At 34.3% G+C, this 20,078-nt stretch carries 20 protein-coding genes and 1 riboswitch; of the genes, 9 read left to right on the top strand and 11 right to left on the bottom strand.

Annotated features, from left to right (window positions below; genetic code table 11):
• Positions 1-6: 6 nt before the first annotated feature.
• From JI747_RS10700 to JI747_RS10675, 6 genes are all read right to left on the bottom strand, one after another.
• Positions 7-423: a hypothetical protein gene (locus tag JI747_RS10700; RefSeq protein ID WP_225688514.1), complete on the bottom strand. Its 417-nt coding sequence runs from the start codon at positions 421-423 to the stop codon at positions 7-9.
• A gap of 19 nt (positions 424-442) precedes the next feature.
• A complete protein-coding gene (locus JI747_RS10695; RefSeq protein ID WP_225688513.1) occupies positions 443-2,212 on the bottom strand; it encodes an AMP-dependent synthetase/ligase in 1,770 nt (589 codons plus the stop codon).
• On the bottom strand, positions 2,213-3,226 hold the full coding sequence (locus JI747_RS10690; RefSeq protein ID WP_225688512.1) for an NAD-dependent epimerase/dehydratase family protein: 1,014 nt from the start codon (positions 3,224-3,226) through the stop codon (positions 2,213-2,215).
• Between the two features lie 472 nt (positions 3,227-3,698).
• On the bottom strand, positions 3,699-4,478 hold the full coding sequence (locus JI747_RS10685; RefSeq protein ID WP_225688511.1) for an alpha/beta fold hydrolase: 780 nt from the start codon (positions 4,476-4,478) through the stop codon (positions 3,699-3,701).
• A 99-nt stretch (positions 4,479-4,577) separates the two neighbouring features.
• A complete protein-coding gene (locus JI747_RS10680) occupies positions 4,578-5,297 on the bottom strand; it encodes a pyridoxine 5'-phosphate synthase (protein ID WP_225688510.1) in 720 nt (239 codons plus the stop codon).
• A gap of 18 nt (positions 5,298-5,315) precedes the next feature.
• Positions 5,316-6,584 (bottom strand): mechanosensitive ion channel family protein, encoded by a 1,269-nt coding sequence (locus JI747_RS10675; RefSeq protein WP_225688509.1) that lies wholly within the window; start codon positions 6,582-6,584, stop codon positions 5,316-5,318.
• A 262-nt stretch (positions 6,585-6,846) separates the two neighbouring features.
• Between JI747_RS10675 and JI747_RS10670 the strand changes: the two genes are divergently transcribed.
• From JI747_RS10670 to JI747_RS10660, 3 genes are all read left to right on the top strand, one after another.
• Positions 6,847-8,031, top strand: coding sequence for a carboxypeptidase-like regulatory domain-containing protein (locus tag JI747_RS10670; protein WP_225688508.1), 1,185 nt, complete (start codon positions 6,847-6,849; stop codon positions 8,029-8,031).
• An 84-nt stretch (positions 8,032-8,115) separates the two neighbouring features.
• Positions 8,116-8,607 (top strand): DUF456 domain-containing protein, encoded by a 492-nt coding sequence (locus JI747_RS10665; protein ID WP_225688507.1) that lies wholly within the window; start codon positions 8,116-8,118, stop codon positions 8,605-8,607.
• 11 nt (positions 8,608-8,618) lie between these two features.
• Entirely contained in the window at positions 8,619-9,116 is a 498-nt protein-coding gene (locus JI747_RS10660) for a hypothetical protein (RefSeq protein WP_225688505.1), read from the top strand.
• Here JI747_RS10660 and JI747_RS10655 read toward each other — a convergent pair.
• Positions 9,103-9,744, bottom strand: coding sequence for a uracil-DNA glycosylase (locus JI747_RS10655; protein ID WP_225688503.1), 642 nt, complete (start codon positions 9,742-9,744; stop codon positions 9,103-9,105). The genes JI747_RS10660 and JI747_RS10655 overlap by 14 nt on opposite strands.
• 125 nt (positions 9,745-9,869) lie before the next feature.
• Positions 9,870-10,409, bottom strand: a complete 540-nt coding sequence (locus tag JI747_RS10650; protein ID WP_225688501.1) for a GNAT family N-acetyltransferase — start codon at positions 10,407-10,409, stop codon at positions 9,870-9,872.
• A gap of 267 nt (positions 10,410-10,676) precedes the next feature.
• Between JI747_RS10650 and JI747_RS10645 the strand changes: the two genes are divergently transcribed.
• On the top strand, positions 10,677-12,824 hold the full coding sequence (locus tag JI747_RS10645; protein WP_225688500.1) for an endonuclease MutS2: 2,148 nt from the start codon (positions 10,677-10,679) through the stop codon (positions 12,822-12,824).
• 6 nt (positions 12,825-12,830) lie between these two features.
• A complete protein-coding gene (locus JI747_RS10640; protein WP_225688498.1) occupies positions 12,831-13,322 on the top strand; it encodes a YcxB family protein in 492 nt (163 codons plus the stop codon).
• 46 nt (positions 13,323-13,368) lie between these two features.
• On the opposite strand, the gene JI747_RS10635 is transcribed toward JI747_RS10640, so the two are convergent.
• Together JI747_RS10635 and JI747_RS10630 are read right to left on the bottom strand one after the other, a co-directional pair.
• Entirely contained in the window at positions 13,369-14,433 is a 1,065-nt protein-coding gene (locus JI747_RS10635) for a GEVED domain-containing protein (protein WP_225688496.1), read from the bottom strand.
• A 57-nt stretch (positions 14,434-14,490) separates the two neighbouring features.
• Entirely contained in the window at positions 14,491-16,047 is a 1,557-nt protein-coding gene (locus JI747_RS10630; RefSeq protein ID WP_225688494.1) for a T9SS type A sorting domain-containing protein, read from the bottom strand.
• A 440-nt stretch (positions 16,048-16,487) separates the two neighbouring features.
• On the opposite strand from JI747_RS10630, the gene JI747_RS10625 reads away from it, so the two are divergent.
• From JI747_RS10625 to JI747_RS10615, 3 genes are all read left to right on the top strand, one after another.
• A complete protein-coding gene (locus tag JI747_RS10625) occupies positions 16,488-17,150 on the top strand; it encodes an ATP-binding cassette domain-containing protein (protein WP_225688492.1) in 663 nt (220 codons plus the stop codon).
• A 33-nt stretch (positions 17,151-17,183) separates the two neighbouring features.
• Complete coding sequence (locus tag JI747_RS10620) at positions 17,184-17,981, top strand: hypothetical protein (RefSeq protein WP_225688482.1); 798 nt, start codon at positions 17,184-17,186, stop codon at positions 17,979-17,981.
• Between the two features lie 44 nt (positions 17,982-18,025).
• Positions 18,026-18,206: riboswitch (cobalamin riboswitch) on the top strand.
• 116 nt (positions 18,207-18,322) lie between these two features.
• On the top strand, positions 18,323-18,706 hold the full coding sequence (locus JI747_RS10615) for an acyl-CoA thioesterase (RefSeq protein ID WP_225688478.1): 384 nt from the start codon (positions 18,323-18,325) through the stop codon (positions 18,704-18,706).
• A gap of 133 nt (positions 18,707-18,839) precedes the next feature.
• Here JI747_RS10615 and JI747_RS10610 read toward each other — a convergent pair whose 3' ends face one another.
• Positions 18,840-19,430, bottom strand: coding sequence for an HD domain-containing protein (locus JI747_RS10610; protein ID WP_225688476.1), 591 nt, complete (start codon positions 19,428-19,430; stop codon positions 18,840-18,842).
• Positions 19,431-19,744: 314 nt separating this feature from the next.
• Here JI747_RS10610 and JI747_RS10605 point away from each other — a divergent pair, with 314 nt between their 5' ends.
• The gene (locus JI747_RS10605; protein ID WP_225688474.1) at positions 19,745-20,074 is read left to right on the top strand and encodes a PadR family transcriptional regulator; all 330 of its coding nucleotides are present in this window, start codon (positions 19,745-19,747) and stop codon (positions 20,072-20,074) included.
• Positions 20,075-20,078 lie beyond the last annotated feature (4 nt).

Here is a 20,078-nt window from a genome sequence, read left to right as displayed (position 1 = left end):
TTTATTTTAGTTATTAAGATATCTTATTACTTCCTGATCATCTTTTACAATATGATCTGTGATATGAAATACATCTTTTATCCAAGGATGATTTATAGCTTCTTCTCTTTGTAAAATTTTTCCTAAAATACGAGTATTCCAAGGAGATTCTTCACCATCCAAAATACTTACACCATAATTCCCTTTATCAAACCATAATCTAAACAAAAATGAGGTTCTACTTTCAGGAATTTCGTTTGTTCCCCATTCTCCTAAAGAAATTAGACCCAAAACATCTTTATCGTCGTGATCTTTAGTAAAACGGATGTAATAAATAGCAAAGGCATAATCATCTTCATAAACAAAACGTGTAAGTCTTACCATTGTGTTTCCACAACAATCACAGATATCATTCACCGGTTCTTCAAATTCAATTTCAATCATAAATTTGCAGAATTATAGTTTAATACATTTTTTCAATCACATCCGCGTATTTTTTCAGCACTACATTTCTTTTTATTTTCAATGTAGGAGTGATTTCTCCGGAGTTAATTTCAAATTCAGCAGGCATTAAAGTGAATTTTTTCACCTTCTCAAAGTCTGATAAATGAGATTGTAATTCTTGTATTTTTTCTTTATAAAAATGAACTACTTTTTCATTCTTCACAACCTCTGTCCAGTTCGTAAACGGAATATTGTTTTTCTTTATAAAATCCTGTAAAAATTCAAAATTAGGAACAATTAATGCAGACACAAACTGTCTTGCTTCTGCAATTAAAACAATTTGCTGAATGAAATTATTATTCGTCAACAAGTTTTCAATCTGTTGCGGAGCAATATATTTCCCGTTGGAAGTCTTCATAAGATCTTTCAATCGGTCTGTAATCGTAAGATTTCCTTTCTCATCAATTTTACCTGCATCACCCGTTTTAAACCATCCGTCTTCTGTAAATACTTTTTGAGTTTCTTCAGGTTTGTTATAATAGCCTTTCATGATCCCGTTTCCTTTGGCCTGGATCTCATCATCCTGACCAATACGGATTTCTACTCCCGGTAAAGCTTTTCCGCTTGTTCCGTGTTCAAAATGAGTTAAAGGGAATAAAGTTAGTGTTGCCGTAGTTTCCGTCAATCCATACCCTACCGTCACATGAATTCCTACAGATTCGAAAAACTTGGTAACTTCCGGTGATAAAGATGCACCACCACAAGGTAAAAACCAAAGTCTTCCTCCCATTCTCTCTTTAATTTTACTGAAAACAAGCATTTCAGCAACAGTTTCTTTTATTTTTAATCCGAAAGGGATTTCCTTTTCGTTTCTTTTTAATTCTGCAGTTTGCCACCCTATTTCTCTTGCCCAGTTAAAGATTTTTTTCTTTAATGATGAACCTTCTTCTGCTTTTTCGAGTACCCCCGCATAAATTTTCTGGAAAAATCTCGGTACAGCGCACATCATGGTTGGCTTTACCTCTTCCAGTGCTTTCGCAATATTTTTCGGATCTTCGAGGAAATATACTCGAGCTCCTCCGTATAAACACAATAAACTCCAGCTTCTTTCGAAAACGTGACTTAATGGTAAAAATGCTAATGAAAGCTCTTCTTCAAAGTTTTTAAATTTAAAAAACTCAAAATGAGCATCGAAAGCATTAATGAAATTTCCGTGTGTTAACATTACCCCTTTCGGAGTTCCTGTTGTTCCAGAAGTATAGATTAGAGTTGCAACATCTCCATCTTCTTTTTTACAGATTTCAAGTTTTAAAGGTGATTTAGCAATAAAATCTTCAAGATAAAAACTGTTGAGTTCTTTTTTGATCCAAACTGCTTTTTTAGAGACAATAATGGTCTGAAGCTGGTTATCTTCTTTTTGTAAAAGTTCCAGACAAGCATCATACTGAGCCTGATTACCTACTAAAATAACTTTAGAATCAGAATCTTTGATGATATATTCTGCCTGTTCTGCATTATTCGTAGAATAAATAGGAACGGTAATCGCGCCTATTGACATCGCAGCAAGATCAAAAATCATCCATTCGGAAGAATTATCAGAATAGATCGCGACTTTATCATTTTCCTGAACTCCCGCTTCTTTCAGTGCATTCGCCGTTTTATAGATAATCTCACTAAATTTTTTCCAGCTTAATTCTTTCCAGGCGGCTTCTTTCTTCTTGAAACCAATAGCAGCTTTTATAGCGTGTTTCTCTACATTTTTATGGATAATTGCTTCTGCAAGATTCATTTATTTCTTCTGCTTTTTGTCGTTAATATAATTCTTCAAATGAAAATCAATACTTTCCGTTAACGGGATAAACTGATAATCAAGTTTTTTTGTGATTTTCTGGTTTGAAATCACATTCAATGCTGATATAGCCTCAATATTAGATTTAGTAATAATCCTCAATGACGGAATCAACCATCCGAAAAGAATATTGGCTAATCTGCCGATGTTCAATTGAAATTTTGAAAGGATTTTAGCATTTTTCAATCCTAATGTTGATCGGATCTGATGTCCTAATTCAGCATATCTTTTATTTTCAGAGATCAGAATAAACCGCTCTCCGAAAGCATTTTTTTCCATCAGTTCAATGGCAATTTTAGCCACATCTCTTACATCTACATAGCTCGTTCCTCCGGAAAATGTAAAACCGTTTTTTTCAAAAGTCGGAAAAATATCTCCACTGCTGTTTCCCCAGTTCCCGCTTCCTACGATCATTCCGGGATTTATGATAATGGTATTCAATCCTTCTGCAGAGGCTCTCCATATTTCCATTTCAGAAAGATGTTTGGAAATGGCGTAAGCAGAATGTTCTTCTTTAGGATTAAAATCGGATGCTTCGTCCAGTTCTCCTTTTTCATTAAAGGTATCCAGCACAGCAATTGAACTTACATGGAGAAATTTTTTCACACCAGAACTGTCACAAGCATATAACAGATTTTCTGTACCTTTTACATTTGTATGATACATTTCTTTTTCATCTTTGGGATGAAAACTCACTTTTGCGGCGCAATGATATACTTCCTCCACCTCTCTCAAAGCATTCTGAAGCGAATGGATGTCATCAAAATCTACATTTACCCATTCAATTTTATTAAAGAAATCATCGGGGTTTTCCGTATAATAAGTATACGAATGTTGTACTTCATTTAAATTGCTTGTCGGCCTTTTAGCAGCGCGTACATTTTTTCCCTTTTTAAGAAGTTCCAAAACAATTATCCTGCCTAAAATTCCGGTTGCACCCGTTACAAAAACCATCGGTTATTTTTACTTGATTGCTGGCTAAATTATGATAATATTTTCAATTGGTAAGTCTTCATTTTCAATAAAAGAATTGATAAAAAATTACCTGTTGCAAATTTGCGATTTTTAAAACATATAATAAGAATAATTAGTCATATTTATGAAAATACTACCCCATATTGGAAAGCACTTTTCAATATGCAGATGTAAAGAAATTTCAGATATTAAACACAAAAAAAAGGAAACTTATCACTAAGTTCCCTATAAAATATAATTTGTTAATATGTCCTACTTATAAATTTTCATAATCTCCGACACTGCTAATGTATTTTTGCTAAATAAAATCAATATTTTGTTTATTTTCAATTACAATAAAAGATTATTTTTAAATTTTCAACAAAACTAATTTACATCTTTTTTCCCACATTAAAGAATAAAATAGGTTTTTAAGAAAACTTTAACAAAGATTAATTCTTTTACAGTGAGATTAATTAATTTGCAAAAAGTCTTTAACCACCGTCATAAAGTCGACAGGATTATCTGCCTGAACCCAATGCGCCGCATTTTTAACGGTGACAAACTGAGCTTTAGGAAACTGCTGTTTTATCGCAAAATGATCCTGTGGAAGAATATAATTTGATTTTTCACCCGCAATAAAAAGAGCTTCACCGTCAAACACTCCATATTTTATAGCATTGGAGACAAATTCATTATACTTTTCCGAAAGTGTTTTAAGGTTGAATCTCCAGTTTAATTTTTTATTTTCATCCCAATACAGGTTTTTTGTAAGAAACTGAATGGTAGATCTTTCAGGAATATACTGGCTTAAAACTGCTTCTACATCATTTCTTGAACCCACTGTATTGAAATCAACGGTTTCTAAGGCTTTAATAATTCCCTGATGATGTGGAGGGTATGCTTTCGGAGAAATATCAACCACAATAAGTTTTTCCACTTTTTCAGGGTATTTTATCGCAAACTGCATCACCGCTTTTCCACCTAAAGAATGCCCCAGAACAAAAGCTTTCTCCATTCCATAATGATTCATATAGTTAGCAATATCATCCGCTAAATCATCATGAGACATATTTTCAGAATGAAAACTTCTTCCGTGATTTCTCAAGTCAAGAAGATGAACCGGTATAAACTCTCCCAGATCTTTCCCGAAGCTCCCCCAGTTATCAAGCATTCCAAATAACCCGTGAAATACTAAAAGTGGTGTAGACGAAAGGTTTTCGCCAAATATTTTTGAATTTAAAATTTCCATAAGTATCAATTTTTAGGTTGGAGGTTGGATGATGGAAGTCGGAGGTTTAATGTATGCCGTTTTAAACTTCCATCTTCGGACTTTCGGCTTCCAGCCTTTTTACCATTTAGCCAATCTTTTCAAATACGCCTGAACCGTATTTTCCAATCCCATATATAGTGCTTCAGAGACCAAAGCATGACCAATGGAAACTTCTAACAAATTCGGGATATTGTCTGCAAAATATTTTAAATTGTCTAGGCTTAAATCATGACCTGCATTTAAACCCAATCCATAATCAGCAGCAACCACAGCTGTTTCATAATAAGGTTTAATAGCCAATTCTTTATTTAGCGGATAGTTTTTTGCGTAAGCTTCCGTATATAATTCAATTCTGTCCGCACCGGTTTTAGCCGCATATTCTACCAACTCTGGATTTGGATCTAAGAAAATAGAAGTACGGATTCCTGCATTTTTAAATTCAGCAATGATTTCGGTAAGAAAACTTAAATGTTTTACAGTATCCCAACCTGCATTTGAAGTAATCGCATCATCCGCATCCGGAACCAAAGTCACCTGCTCCGGCTTTACTTCTAAAACCATATCGATAAACGGACGATGAGGATTTCCTTCAATATTGAATTCAGTAATTACCAAAGGTTTCAGATCATAAACATCTTTTCTGGTAATGTGTCTTTCGTCCGGTCTTGGGTGAATCGTGATTCCCTGTCCGCCGAATTCCTGAATTTTCACAGCTGCTTCTGTCACACTTGGCGTTTCGCCTCCTCTTGCATTTCTCAATGTCGCAATTTTATTGATATTGACACTTAGTTTTGTCATTTTTAAATTTTTAAATTTTTAAATTTTAATATTAACCTGCATCACTTCCAGATCAAATTCCTTAGAAGCGACTAACAGATGATCAAAAATATCTGACTGAATCTGCTCAAAATGTTCCCATTTTGAATCGTTGGTAAAACAGTAGATTTCCAAAGGCAATCCTTGTGATGTGATTTCCATTTGTCTTACCAAGACTGTTTCCGACTGGTCGATATTTTTATTGTTTCTTAGATATTCGTAAGCATATTTTCTAAAAGTTCCAATATTGGTAAGCTGTTTCCCATTAATTATTTTGTCTGAATGGGTCATGCTGCTTCTCTGCTCATCCAACTCATCTTTTTTTCGTAAAAGATAGTCTTTCAGCAAATTAATTTCCAGCAACTTATTAAACATTTCATCATCTAAAAACTTAAATGATTTAATATTGAAAATAATAGATTTTTTAATTCTTCGGGTATTGCTTTCAGACATCACCTGAAGGTTTTTCACCTCCGTACTCATCAAATCGTACGTAGGAATTGTAGAAACTGTTTTATCAAAACTCTGAATTCTGGTCGTAAGCAGAGTGATATCTTCTATTGTTCCTTCCAGATTATATTTAGGAATTCCGATCCAGTCGCCGACTTTCATGTTTTTAGAAGTTGCCACGTGAATACCTGTTACAAAGCCTAAAATAGTATCTCTGAAAACCAACACCAAAACGGCTGTAATTGCTCCTAAGCTTCCTACAATAGTCGTTCCTTTGATCCCAAAAATAACACAGATCCCGACAATTGAGAAAATAAAAATCCCGAGAATCTTCATTGTTTCCGAAATAGCATTCAGCGCCATGATCTTGTAAAAATCCTGTTTGATGCTAAAATAATTTCTAAAAGCTGTCAAACTTCGATACAACATTCCCGCAAAAATCAAAACAACCCCTAAGTTAATTGACCGGCTGATAAATGTATTAGTCAATGGGATTGCTTTCGGAGGAAATATAAATGCCTGCAGACTTGCAACTACACCCAGAGCAATAAAATGAGCTACAGAGTTACTGACTCTCGACTCATAAATGGATTTAATGACCGGATATTTTTTTTCATTCTGAAAAAAACGGAAGATAAAATTAATAACAGGCTTTAATATAAAGTCTACCAGTAAAAACAGAGCAATAAGTAATGCCAGTTTCACAATCATATGAACGATCCAGTCAAAACCGGCAGGCGAGATCTTGCTTATATAAATATAAAGCTGATCGCTGAGATCCTGTATAAAGTTTCTTGTTTCTTGTAGTTGATCATTCATCACAGCAAATTTAGGAAAATTAAGACTGAGTTTTATTACAATTTTTCTATCAATTTTCATCCCAAAATTGATTATTCTTCAACATTTAATTTAAATGATTGAAAAATATCAAATTCACTACAACAACGATAAACAAATAAAAATTTAACTAAAAATAAACAATATAAATTAATTATTGAAAAAATATTTACACATTTAACAGTTTTGTATTAATTAATTATTTACATTTGAGTAAAACTAAACAAATCAAAATCAAAGACATATGAGAAAACACTACTTATTTATTCTGTTGTGTGTATTCACACTTTTAATTAATTGTAAAGGAGATGAATCAATGACCACTCTTGATGAAAATCCTTCCACGGTTATCCAGACCGGAAAACTTTCAGGAACAGTACTATCACAAAACGGAACCAAGCCTATTGGAGGGGCCTCAGTTTTTACATTTGATGAGAAGTATAAAATCTACTACACGACATCGGACTCAGATGGAAAATTCACATTGGATGCCCCTGTTGGAAACCACACTATTTACATACAGACCGGAAATGGAAGTAACTTCCGTACGGAAATTTCTGCAACCGTAAAAAATAATGAAACTTTAAATCTTGATGTAAGCCAAACCAAGCTGAATCAGGTGGCAAAAATTGCTTACGTAAAAGGTACTTATGACAAGATTGAAGATATTATACAGACCTTAGGTTACACAGCTACCGAAATAACCAATAACGATCTTGCCAATCTGGCCACAATTGCACAATATGATATTATTTTTCTAAACTGCGGTTCAAGAAATAACTACTCTTCAAACCCAGCGCTTTTTGCAACAATTGATACCAATCTGGCCACTTTCGTTGCCAACGGAGGAAGTATTTACGCTTCAGACTGGGATGTTGCCTACTTAGTCGGCGGAACAACCAATACCAACAATTGTTCGCTGGCCGGAGGATTTGTACCTGACACCAAACTTTGTTCTAAAAACATCGGAACAGTTGGAATGGTAGGCGCTACAGTAAATAATGCAGGACTTACGACTGCTTTAGGATTCAATACACTTAATATTGATTTTGACTTAACGGCCTGGCAAAAAATAATCAATTACGATCCGGCTTACTGGGAGGTTTTAGTGAAAGAAACCTCTACAAACGATGCTTTAATGATCAGAACCAACCATTTTACAGCAACAGGTACAACAACTCTACCGATTGGAAATGCTCCAACAACAACATTTGTGACGGTTTGCATTACGCTTCCGGGAAATATCCAGATCAGCCTTTCGGTTCCTCAGGCTTTGGTTCCTTATTTAGTTGCATTGGGAGCAACAGTAGGACCTTGCTCAGGATCTTCAACAAGCGGATATATCTATTATACGACTTTCCATAATCATGCTTCAGGAAACATTGGAAATGCAGGCGTTATTTTACAATATGTGATCTTAAATCTTTAGTCTCAATCATAAACGTAGTGTAAACATGCGAAGTGGCTTTTTAACAAAGCCACTTTTTTATATCTTGCATAGACAATTAAAGAAATGGATACAGCATTAATCAATATTCTCTGCCTGATTTTATTAATCATAGGAATTTTAGGAACCTTTTTACCCGTTCTACCCGGATTATTACTGAGCATTTGCGGATTATTAATTTATAAATTCGGCACAGATTCTGACCTACCCATGATTTATATCTGGGCTTTCGGAATCTTAACAGCAGTTTCTGTAGTTTTAAGCTATGTAATCCCTGCAAAAACAACAAAAAAATATGGCGGAACCCGTTGGGGAAGCATCGGATCTGTAGTAGGAACTATTATAGGGATGTTTTTACCTATTCCGCTAGGTTTTCTAATCGGGATGTTTGTCGGAGTTTTTATTGGAGAATTATTACACGACAGTAAAGACATGAATAAAGCCCTAAAATCAACAAAAGGAGCTTTCGTTGGATTTATTTACGGAACAGGTTTCAGTTTTGTGGTAGGTGTGGCAATGTTTTTGGTGGTAGTGTTAGATATGCTCAATATTATTTAATAAAGAAAATTATGTTATATAAAACCCTTATATTCAGCTTGGGATTATTGTTTTTAATCAACTGTAATGCTCAAAAAGAAACCAAAACCTCAACAAAAGTGAACGTTGACGAAACCGGAATAACAAAAGTAACCCAGAAAGACACAGAGATCATCTACTTCAATGAAGGTGGAAACAAATTCCTGAAAGAACAGCAAATGAATGTTACTTTCAAAGGGATTTCTGAAGACAGTCGTTGTCCGAAAGATGTGAACTGTATTTGGGCCGGAGTTGCAGTAGCACAGGTTGAAGTAATGGGAACCACCACCCGACCAATGACTTTAAATCTCGCAAGTGCAGATAATAAAGCTAAAAACTATAACCAATCTGCCACCTTCAATGGGTATACTATTTCCTTAGTGGATGTTCAGCCCTATCCCAATGCAGCAGAAGGAACAAAAGTCTTAAACGGAAAATACAAAATAGGAATCACCATCAAAAAAGCAGGAGAAAATCCTACCACGAAATAGGTTTCTTCCCTTTTGAAACAAGATATTCATTAATTTTTGAAAAAGGCTTGCTTCCGAAAAACCCTCTGTACACAGAAAACGGTGACGGATGCGCAGACTTTAAGATAAAATGTTTAGCCGGATCGATGAGTTCGGCTTTTTTTTGTGCAAATGCGCCCCACAATACAAAAACTACATTTTCTTTCTTATCTGAAATTTCTTTGATAATATAATTTGTAAATGTTTCCCAACCCAAATCTTTGTGCGAATTCGGAGTATGTGCACGAACCGTTAAAGTTGCATTCAACAATAAAACGCCTTGTTTTCCCCAGTCGTCAAGCTCTTTGGAAGTTCTTACAATTCCTAAATCTTCTTTTAATTCAATGAATATATTTTTAAGAGACGGAGGTGCAGTCACCTGTTCAGAAACAGAAAAACATAAACCATTCGCCTGAAAATCATTATGATAAGGATCCTGCCCGATAATCACTACCTCAACATCTTCGAAAGGCGTAATTTCCAACGCTCTGAAAATCTGATTTTTTGGCGGAAAAACTTTTGTCGTTGCGTATTCCTGTTTTACTTTTTCCCAAAGATTGGTAAAATAGGGAGTACTTTTTATAGGTGCTAATATTTCTGTCCAGGTCATATAATCAATTTGAAAATTTGAGAATCATTTAATTTGAAAATTCAAATACCTCTGCTTGTCATTCTGAACGAAGCAGAGCGTAGTGAAGAATCTCTATTAAACGACAAATTTAGTGAATAAAAAATTTAGATTCTTCCTTCATCAACATGACAGATGAAGTCTTCATTTTTCAGACTAAAAACTAAATTATCAGGAAAGCCTTCATCTTCTACTCCTTCTTGCAATACGAAATCATATTTTAAAAGAAGACCTTTCGAATTTTCGTTAAACTTATTGGTCATTGCGACAATTTCCTGCAAATGCAAATCATTAAAACCAAAATTTAAAACAGTCTCCAACGCTTCTGACATGATTCCCTGTCTGTGATAATCCGGTAATAATTCGTAGCCAACTTCTGCGACAGTCCGGTCTTCAGAAAAATTATACAGGCAGATGGTTCCGATCAGATTGGATTGATTTTTAAGCGAAATTCCCCAATAAAAAGATTGATTATCTTTAGTTCGTTCTTTTATGGTTAAAATAAACTGAAGCGCATCATAATTGTTTTTCGGAGAATTTCTCTGCACGAATTGATTGATGACTTCATTGCTTCTGATTTTCAGAATGTCATCAACATGACTTTCGTTGATTTCTTTTAATTGTAATCTTTCGGTGTCTAGTTTCATCTCTCAAATTTAATAAAAACTAAGCCATGAAATAAAATAGTTTTTTATAAACACATTAGAAAATTTAAGAAATTATCATATTGAAAATAGTAAAGATCACATAAGAAGAAAATCCGAGATTTTCAAAAGCTAATACGTTCTTCTTTGTAGTAAAAATTTAACTTCAAATAACTTATGTGTTAAAATTTTTGAAACTTTTGTGGTTAAATAAAATTCAAACCAACTCATTTTCAAATTAAATTCACATTTTCTCACTAAATTTGCAGTGTGTATATAGATAAAGAAGATTTAAACGAATTAGAGTTTCCGCAATTGCTCGCGGAAATTTCTCCTTTTGCGTATTCTCCGAAAACGAGAGAAAAAATTCTTCAACTTCGTCCGATGGAAATTGACGAGGCAGAACTTTCTTTGAAAAAAACTTCCGAATATTTGTCGAGTTTTGAAAGTTCAAATGCCATTCCGTTTGATGAGTATGAAGATATTGAAAGTGAGCTGAAGCTCATGCTGATCGAGAATTACCGTCTGGAAAACAGCGCTTTCATCAAAATAAAAACCATCACGGAGCAAATCGGAAAACTGCAGAAGTTCTTCCCGACCATGCCTGAAACTTTCCCTACATTGATAGGAGATGTTTCGGTCCTGGAATTCAGAAAAGAGATTATTGATAAAGTTGATAAAGTTTTTAACCGTTTTGGTGAAGTAAAAAGTGAAGCTTCTCCCATTTTAAAAGGCTTGCGAACAGAAATTCAGCACGCCAGAAAAGCGATCACAGAAAACTTTAACCGCGCATTATTCAATTACGGCCAAAGTGAATTTTTAGATGATATCCGCGAAACCATTATTGATGACCAAAGAGTTTTAGCGGTAAAATCTGCTTACAAAAAAAGAGTGGCAGGAAGAGTATTAGGACTTTCCAAAACAGGTTCTATTACTTATATGCAACCGGATAGCGTGGTGAAGCATTACTTCAAACTTAAAGAAAGCGAAGAGGAAGAGAAAAAGGAAATTGATAAGATTTTAAGACAGCTTACTGCTGAATTAGCCGAATTTCAACCTCAACTCTGGAGATATCAGAAGTATATTTTTGACCTTGATTTAACAAGAGCTAAAGCGAAATTTGCTGAACTCATCAAAGGAGTTTTACCGAAAATCAACCGTCATAAAACGTTAAGGTTAAAAGATGCTTTTCATCCTTTATTGTTTTTAAGAAATAAAGCAGAGAATAAAACGATTCATCCTCAAACTCTTTCTTTCACGGAACACAACAGGATTATCTGTATTTCCGGACCGAATGCAGGAGGAAAATCCATCACGCTGAAAACTGTCGGATTACTTCAATTAATGATCCAGAGCGGAATTTTAGTTCCAACCCATCCAAAATCTGAAATGTTTTTCTTTGATAAGATTATGACCGATATTGGTGATAATCAGTCTATTGAAAATCACCTTTCCACCTATTCATCAAGATTGAAAAAAATGTCGGGGATTATTCGTGAGGCAGATTCGGAAACCTTATTACTTATCGATGAATTTGGTACGGGTTCTGATCCTGAATTGGGTGGTGCTTTGGCAGAAAGTTTCCTTGAGTTTTTCTACGATAAAAAGAGCTTTGCAATTATTACAACGCACTACACCAACATCAAACTGGTGGTAGAGCAGCTTCCCAATGCTCAGAATGCAGCAATGCTGTTCAATGAAGAAACTCTTGAACCGATGTACAAACTGGAAGTGGGACAAGCGGGAAGTTCATTTACTTTTGAAGTTGCGGAAAAGAATAAAATCCCAAGGTTCATTATTCATTCTGCGAAGAAAAAAGTGGAACATGATATTGTAAATCTGGATAAAACGATTGTAAAGCTTCAACAGGAAAAATATGAAGTTGAAAAACTGAAAACCGATCTTGCCGAAAGAAAAGAATCTGTAGAAGACAAACGTGACAATCTGCAAAAACTGAATGAACAGCTTCAACAAAAGTTATTTAATTTCCAGAAATTATATGAAGAGGAACACCGCAAACTTCAGTTCGGAAATAAAATAGAATCTTTTATCGACAGTTATGTAAAAGGAAAATCCAGAAAGGATGTGGTGAAAGATTTTGTGAAAATTCTGGAACAGGAAAAGTTCAGAAAAATCGGGGCAGATAAAGATGAAACGAAACGACTTCAGGTTGTGAAGAGAAAAATTACACAACAATTGAAGAAAGAAGAAGTCATTGAAAAAATCACCGAAACCAATGAAAAAATGGAAGAGAAACGCAAAACTGACCGTGCTCTTTGGATGAAGATTGGTCAACGTGTCCGTATTTCGGGAAGTACAAGTGTAGGAACGATTGAAAAGATTTCCAGAAACAAGGTAATCGTAAACTACGGAACGTTCAAGACAACGATTGATGCGGATGAACTGGAAAGGATTTAATGAAAAATGATCACGGTAAAAACTCATATTACTTTTAAGGATTTTCTGATGTTTAATGTGAAAAATTCACTGACAAGGATTCTTATTTTCCCATTATTGGCTTTGGCATTTTTTGTTATAAAGCATTTTATGGAGGAAAGTGATGAAAGAGATCTTTTAGGATCGGCTTCGATGTGGTTTCTTGTTGTATTTGTTTTTATTGTTATCCGTTCGTATTTCCGATTGAAGAATGCTTTTTATTCCAATAAGAAAATTCAGGAGACCATTTCTTATACATTTACTGATGAAATCGTCCTGAACAAAGGAGAAACTTTTGAAGGGGAATTTGGCTGGAATACGGTTTATCGTGTTAAAGAAAAGAAGGAATGGTTTTTAATTTATCAAAGTGCCCATATCATGAATATGGTTCCGAAGAAGGATTTCACAAAGGACCAGATTTCAGAGCTTAGAAATATTATTAAGAATAATCATGTGAAAGCAAAGCTTAGAAATGATTAAGAACTAATTTAAATAAAAAAAGAGCGTCCTAATTGACGCTCTTTTTTTATTTTTTGATGAATTTTAATTTCACTGGGGTTTCTTTTTCTTTTATCTGAATAAAATAAACTCCTTTTAGTAAATGATTTACATTTACTGTTTTATTTTTAGTTTTTCCTTCGCTTACTTTTTGTCCGGCTGCATTATAAATTTCAAAATCTGAATCGGAGGTAATTCCTGAAATATTCAGAATATATGAAACAGGATTTGGGAAAACTGCAATTTCAGATCTTTTTGTATTTTCATCAGTTGCCAAAGCAGCCTTTGAGAAATAAACCGCATAATCTTCTACTTCCCCACTTGCAAACTGTCCGCAGGGATCGTTAATTGGACTATCTGAATTAATCACTCTTAAAACGACAGGACACTGTATATCTGAGGCAACAGAATTAGGAACACTAAAAATCATTGTTCCGCAACACAAATGAGAATTTTCTGCCATCACATTTTCCTGTGGTTCAAAGATTCCATTTCCGTTAAAATCTATCCAGACTTTTAAATAATTATGTGTGGAATTAAGATATCCTTTTTCATAATAGAAAAAATTATACATAGATCCTGCAAGAAGAGTAATCTTCCGAAGAGGATCATTTGTATAATCAGAATAATTTGATATAGATGAATAGCTAATCATTCCCGGAAAGCCTCCCTGAGTAGGCTCTACATGAACTGTCACCAACCATCCTCCCCCACTGTTTAGCGAAGAAGATGGGCAATACACAGGTTTTGCTGTAAAAAACACAGATCCTGATGTATCACCTGTAAGGTTTTCCATTATCTGTACTTCATATACAGTACACGGAGACAGGGAAAAAGCATCATATGCATTTATGTTAGATACAGGAAAAAGCATCCATGTTACTACTCCCTGCGGTCTTATTTTAACGGTAAATTGTGTCGAGCCTTGTATTGCATCCCAAGAAATATGTGCCGAACTGAAGGTTATATTACTTACTACGATATTCGTAGGAATAGTAAATTGGTTACCTGCATTCTGAAGCTTCTCCGGATTTTTACTATAAAAAAAGAGAAATGAAAAACATAATAGGTATAAAAAAAGGATTTTCTTCATATTTAGCGATTGATTTTCAGGTTATTTTTAGTTGTCTTTACTATTTTAATCTCGGCTTTATTTTTTGATGAAATTTTGCCTTTTTTCTCCAATCTGAATAAAGTAAACTCCTTTCTGCAAATCATTAACATCTACAGCAGATTGCGAAGTTTTTCCACTTGCTATTTTTTGTCCTGTCACTGAATAAATTTCATATTTTTCATCGGATGATAAGCCAGAAACAAAAATTCTATCTGTTGCAGGATTTGGATAGATGCTAAAGTTTTCCAACTTCGTTTCATTCGTTGACAAAACTTCTGGTCCTAGCTTTACTACCCAAAAATCAGGATAAGTGAGATTACCATAATGGAATGTAACATCTCCACTATTAGAATAGGAAAATCCTGCTATGACAAAACCTCCATCACTGGTTTGTCTTATTGATTTCGGAACATCACCATTAGTTCCACCAACAGCTTTTTGCCACAATAAATTTCCATTAGAATTTAACCTTACAATCCAAAATTTACCTGAACCTCCAAGATTTCCACTTGCATCTCCGTCAGAGGAGGAAGAAACTCCGGTAAAAATAAACCCTCCATCTGCAAGCTGTTGAATAGAAGTCGCATCTTCTCCTCCAGTCCCTCCAAGAGTTTTTTGCCATTGAATGTTTCCACTTCCATTTAATTTTACAATCCAGGCATCATAATTAATAGGACTTCCATAATGCCATGTTACATCATGGTCATTTGATTGAGAACGCCCTGCAACAATATAACCACCATCTGAAGTAGGTTGAATGGCATTGGCAAAATCATTATAACTGCCACCAAGAGATTTTTGCCATTCTAAATTCCCTGAATTATCAAGCTTTAATATCCAATAATCATACTCACCATAATTTACAGTCGCATCCCCCGTATCAGATTCTGAATTTCCTGCAACTATATATCCTCCATCTACAGTTTGTTTAACACTAAACGCTACATCTGAAGAATTAAGTCCTCCAAACGATTTCTGCCATTGAATAGTTCCGGAGCTACTAAGTTTTACCACCCAGTAATCATCATAATTATAAGGCATGTGTCCCGTTACATCCCCATCAGTTGATGATGAATAACCCGCCAAAATATAACCACTATCTGAAGTTTGATGAACAGAATAAATTACATCAGGATTACTGCCTCCAAGTGATTTTTGCCATTGAATATTACCGCTACCATCCAACTTCACAATCCAAGCATCACTATAAGCATCTATCCCATGATGTCCCGTCACATCTCCATCATTTGATTTTGATTCTCCAACTACGATATACCCACCGTCTCTAGTTTGCTGTATAGCGTAGGGATAATCATAATCACTACCTCCCAGTGATTTTTGCCATTGAATATTTCCATTGTTATCCAATTTCACTACCCAGTAATCGCCGTTCCCATGATTTCCTGTTACATTACCATCTGTTGAAGGAGAATAGCCTGCAACAATGGAGCCTCCGTCTGTAGTTTGCCATACAGAAGAGCCTTGATCCCAATTGCTTCCTCCAAGTGTTTTCTGCCATTGAATAGAAGGAGCTGTTTGTGCCGTTACGGTAAACGAGAGCATGAATGCTAAAAGTGAAAATATATTTTTCATTGTTAATGTGAGTTGTGAAAGTAATGTAGAGAACTTACTTTCTTCATGATTAATTAAGCCTCAAAAATAAGCCTTTTTACAACAATATAGATGCTTTAAAATAGATGAGAGACTGAGTTTTATAAGAAATATCTAATTTATATATTTGAGGAACAAAAAATCAAGAATGATAAGAAGTGTAAAGGTTTTATGGATTTTCTATTTTAAATTATTCATTCCCGCCATTCTATTTTCTTTACTCATAAATACGCAGCTTGGTTTTACTGTTGGCAATTTCGGATTATGCTTTCTTTTATTTTTACCGGCTTTCCATTTTCTGATTTATGAATTAAGATTAAAAGATGAATATTATTTTTATGCTAATTTTGGATTTTCAAGATTATTTCTTTGGATTTTAACAGCTGCATTAAGTTTAATTATCAATATAATTTGTCAATTTTATGGGTAAATTACATATAGACAGTCTCACAAAATCTTTTGACGGAAAAAGTATTTTAAAAGATATTTATCTCAGCTGCGAAACAGGAAAAATCGTTGGGATTTTAGGTAGAAACGGTACAGGAAAGTCGACTTTACTCAAAATAATCTTTGGGACCATGAAAGGAGATTATCAATATATAAGAGTAGATAATAAAGTCCTTCAGCATCAATGGGACAGAAAAGATAGGATTGCCTATTTGCCGCAAGATTTTTTCCTTCCAAAAGGTGTTAAAATTAAAAACTTAATTCCGATTTTTTGTAACAGGGAAAATGCAAAAAAACTTATGGAATTGGATCTTATGAAGCCTTTCCTAAATGAAACTTCAAGAAATCTTTCAGGAGGTGAAAAGAAAATCGTTGAAGGATTACTCATTATTTTTTCTGACTCAAAATTTATTTTACTGGATGAGCCCTTTAACGGACTTTCTCCGAAAATGACAAATGAAATACAGAAGTACATTAAAGAACAATCAAAATATAAGGGAATAATTATTTCGGATCACCGTTATCAGGAAGTACTGGATATTTCGGATGAAATTTATCTGCTTATTGATTCTCACTTAAAACCTATTAAAGATTTAAAAGAATTACAACATTATAACTATCTTCCGAAAAGTTTTTAATTTATATATTTGAACTATCAAAACAATTTTAAGATGATTTCTGTGAACAAAGCGTTGTATCTATCAATTTTCAGTCTTTTTTCTTTTGCTTTTGTGAATGCGCAAAACAAGATCCCTTTTGGAGTGGTAAAAGCAGAGGAAGGCTATGCAATGGTGCGTGTTCATAAAGATGATTATCGAAAAATCGTCGATAAAATCCGTATGAAAACCGGAGATGTATTTGTCTACGTAAAACCTGCACCGGGTGAAACGGAATGGATCTGGATCAAATATCCTGAAAAAGACGATACCGACAAACCTTTCGTAAGATACGACAGCATTACAAAGGAAGGAATGGTGAATAAAAACCGTGTTGTTTTTGTGGATCAGCTCCCTAAATTCACTCCTTCTAAATCTAAAAACGGAAAGTCTCTGATTTTCACAGACGATACGAATCCAAAAATACCGGGAAACCAGAGAACCAAAGTTACCATCGATATTTATCCTTCTTATGCACATATTAAGAAACAGGAAAAAGATGCAGAAGGAAATATCATTAAAATCGACAAACAGAAAACCTGGGGAATCGGTAAAGAACTCCCTGAAGGAATGACTGAGGTAAAGTCTATCCGAGTACAACAACCGGGAAGAGGTTCTGTTTTTGTAAGGGATGCAATAAAAAATCTGTTTCAGCCTACCATGGATTTTGATAAGGTAGGAGTTACCGCTTTGGACCCGGATCACATCTTCTTATATATGATCAATGGTTCCGGAGAAAACCGATATGTTACATTCTGGTCTATCAAACAAGGGGCTGCAATTAGTCAGATTATTTACAAAAACCCTGAATAATTCACCTTTTATTCTTATTTTTGCTTCCGAAAAAGTTTTACCACTTTATTCATCATAGAAATTGGTTCTGCTTAGCTGCTGATTAAAAGGGAATCGTGTGAAAATCACGAACTGTCGCGCAACTGTAAGTAACTAAAGTCTTTATTAAAAAATCCACTGTGCGCAGCATGGGAAGGAAATAAAGATGTTACAAGTCAGGAGACCTGCCTTTTCTTTAAACAAAAAACTTTCGCGATCTGAAGTTTATTGATCTGATGGATTTTAACAGGAATATCTTACGTTCCTGCTATTTTTCTGTTATTTTAATCTATTTCATTTTCGCTTTAATTTAATAATGAAATATGACTACAGAAGAAAGAATTGAAGCATCGGAAACCAGAATTTTCAAAGCAGTTTTCCCAAACACGACCAATCATTATGATACTCTTTTCGGAGGTACGGCGATGCAACTCATGGATGAAGTGGCTTTCATTGCAGCTACACGATTTGCAAGAAAACGTGTGGTAACCGTAAGCAGTGATAAAATCGATTTCAAAAGATCAATCCCGGCAGGAACCATCATAGAGCTGATCGGAAAAGTGTCTCACGTTGGAAAAACAAGTATGAAGGTAAATGTCGAAATCTACACCGAACAGATGTATTCTTATGAAAGAGAAAGAGCGATTGTAGGGGATTTTACTTTCGTAGCTATAGATGAATTCAAGAAACCAATCTCAATACTATAAAAAAGGTTCCGGCGACCTTCGGTCGCCGGAATCCTATATTTTCATCATGTTTATTAATTGGTTTCGGCGAGCAAAGCCCGCCGAAACTTTTTTATTTACTATCCTTTATTGTAAGCTAAACCTGCTCTGCAAATTATCTCAACACCTTTTCAGATTCAAGACTAAGATTCAATAAATGATGAAAGGCCTCTCCCATTTCATCGGAAGCTCTTACAATAGCATTTTCCAGCATATTTCTGATTTGTTTTTCCGTCACTCCGGCTTCCGTCCAGCTTTTTCCTGAAGTATGGGAGTTCAGAATGAAAGGCATAATCCGGTCTATTGAACAAGCAAAAATAGCATCAGGCGTTTTTTCTTCTTCAAATTCCAGCCACAGATTAAAAAATTCTGTACACAAAGGTTCATCTAAGATTCCAAAAATCTTTTGGGCTGAAATTTTCTCTCTTTCAAACTTTCCTACCATTGCTGCTTCATCAAATAAGAAGGTATCTCCTGCTTCAATCTCCACCAGATCATGAATGGAAAGCATTCTGATCACTCTTAATAAATCAATATCTGCTCTGTTTTTCGCGTAAGGAAAAAGAATCTGAGCTAAAATAATGATCTGCCAGGAATGTTCCGCTGTATTTTCTCTTCTGGTATCGTCTGCATTATAGTTTCTTCGCTGTACATTTTTCAGGGCATCAACTGCCAGGATAAAATCAATCTCCTTCTGTATTTTCATTCTTAATTATTATTTATACGATCATTTTATTTGAGTCTATTCATAGAATTTCATCAAAATTTCTGATCTAAAAATACGAAAATTTAAAATTTTTTGAAAATTTTTCGACTTAAATAAAGTTAACCAAAAAATTGAATTAAAATTATTTAATTGATTTTCAGTTATTTAAATATTATAATTTAAAAAATACACTACTTTGTATTGCATAATACCATTTTATTTATATATCTTTGTAATGTAAAATCGAAATAGGATCAACTAGCTAGGTTCCGAACTTCGAAAATTATATAACTAATTAACAAAACTTATTAAAGATGAATACTGAAAATACCAAAGCGCAAATGCGAAAAGGAATTCTGGAATTCTGTATTTTAAGTCTCATCAATCATCGCGAAATGTATGTTTCCGACCTAATAGATGAACTAAAAAAAGGAAAACTGGATGTAGTAGAAGGAACACTCTACCCTCTTTTAACAAGATTAAAAAATGGTGAGTTCCTTTCATACAGATGGGAAGAATCTACCGGAGGACCCCCTAGAAAATATTACCAGATTACAGAAAAAGGTAAATTATTTTTAGATGAACTTCAAAATACCTGGAGCGAATTAACAGATTCAGTAAACCAAATCACTCAAAAAAATTAAAAAA

This window comes from Chryseobacterium tagetis (assembly GCF_016735585.2).
Lineage (GTDB): Bacteria > Bacteroidota > Bacteroidia > Flavobacteriales > Weeksellaceae > Chryseobacterium > Chryseobacterium tagetis.
Note: the sequence above shows the minus strand (reverse complement) of the source record. Positions and strands in the feature narration are given on the sequence as shown.

Coding starts and splice junctions, on each gene's coding strand:
- JI747_RS10665 (WP_225688507.1), top strand. CDS start 8,116: ATGGATACAGCATTAATCAATATTCTCTGCCTGATTTTATTAATCATA.
- JI747_RS10685 (WP_225688511.1), bottom strand. CDS start 4,478: ATGGAAATTTTAAATTCAAAAATATTTGGCGAAAACCTTTCGTCTACA.
- JI747_RS10605 (WP_225688474.1), top strand. CDS start 19,745: ATGAATACTGAAAATACCAAAGCGCAAATGCGAAAAGGAATTCTGGAA.
- JI747_RS10655 (WP_225688503.1), bottom strand. CDS start 9,744: ATGACCTGGACAGAAATATTAGCACCTATAAAAAGTACTCCCTATTTT.
- JI747_RS10690 (WP_225688512.1), bottom strand. CDS start 3,226: ATGGTTTTTGTAACGGGTGCAACCGGAATTTTAGGCAGGATAATTGTT.
- JI747_RS10615 (WP_225688478.1), top strand. CDS start 18,323: ATGACTACAGAAGAAAGAATTGAAGCATCGGAAACCAGAATTTTCAAA.
- JI747_RS10635 (WP_225688496.1), bottom strand. CDS start 14,433: ATGAAGAAAATCCTTTTTTTATACCTATTATGTTTTTCATTTCTCTTT.
- JI747_RS10630 (WP_225688494.1), bottom strand. CDS start 16,047: ATGAAAAATATATTTTCACTTTTAGCATTCATGCTCTCGTTTACCGTA.
- JI747_RS10670 (WP_225688508.1), top strand. CDS start 6,847: ATGAGAAAACACTACTTATTTATTCTGTTGTGTGTATTCACACTTTTA.
- JI747_RS10695 (WP_225688513.1), bottom strand. CDS start 2,212: ATGAATCTTGCAGAAGCAATTATCCATAAAAATGTAGAGAAACACGCT.
- JI747_RS10625 (WP_225688492.1), top strand. CDS start 16,488: ATGGGTAAATTACATATAGACAGTCTCACAAAATCTTTTGACGGAAAA.
- JI747_RS10660 (WP_225688505.1), top strand. CDS start 8,619: ATGTTATATAAAACCCTTATATTCAGCTTGGGATTATTGTTTTTAATC.
- JI747_RS10640 (WP_225688498.1), top strand. CDS start 12,831: ATGATCACGGTAAAAACTCATATTACTTTTAAGGATTTTCTGATGTTT.
- JI747_RS10650 (WP_225688501.1), bottom strand. CDS start 10,409: ATGAAACTAGACACCGAAAGATTACAATTAAAAGAAATCAACGAAAGT.
- JI747_RS10620 (WP_225688482.1), top strand. CDS start 17,184: ATGATTTCTGTGAACAAAGCGTTGTATCTATCAATTTTCAGTCTTTTT.
- JI747_RS10700 (WP_225688514.1), bottom strand. CDS start 423: ATGATTGAAATTGAATTTGAAGAACCGGTGAATGATATCTGTGATTGT.
- JI747_RS10680 (WP_225688510.1), bottom strand. CDS start 5,297: ATGACAAAACTAAGTGTCAATATCAATAAAATTGCGACATTGAGAAAT.
- JI747_RS10675 (WP_225688509.1), bottom strand. CDS start 6,584: ATGAATGATCAACTACAAGAAACAAGAAACTTTATACAGGATCTCAGC.
- JI747_RS10610 (WP_225688476.1), bottom strand. CDS start 19,430: ATGAAAATACAGAAGGAGATTGATTTTATCCTGGCAGTTGATGCCCTG.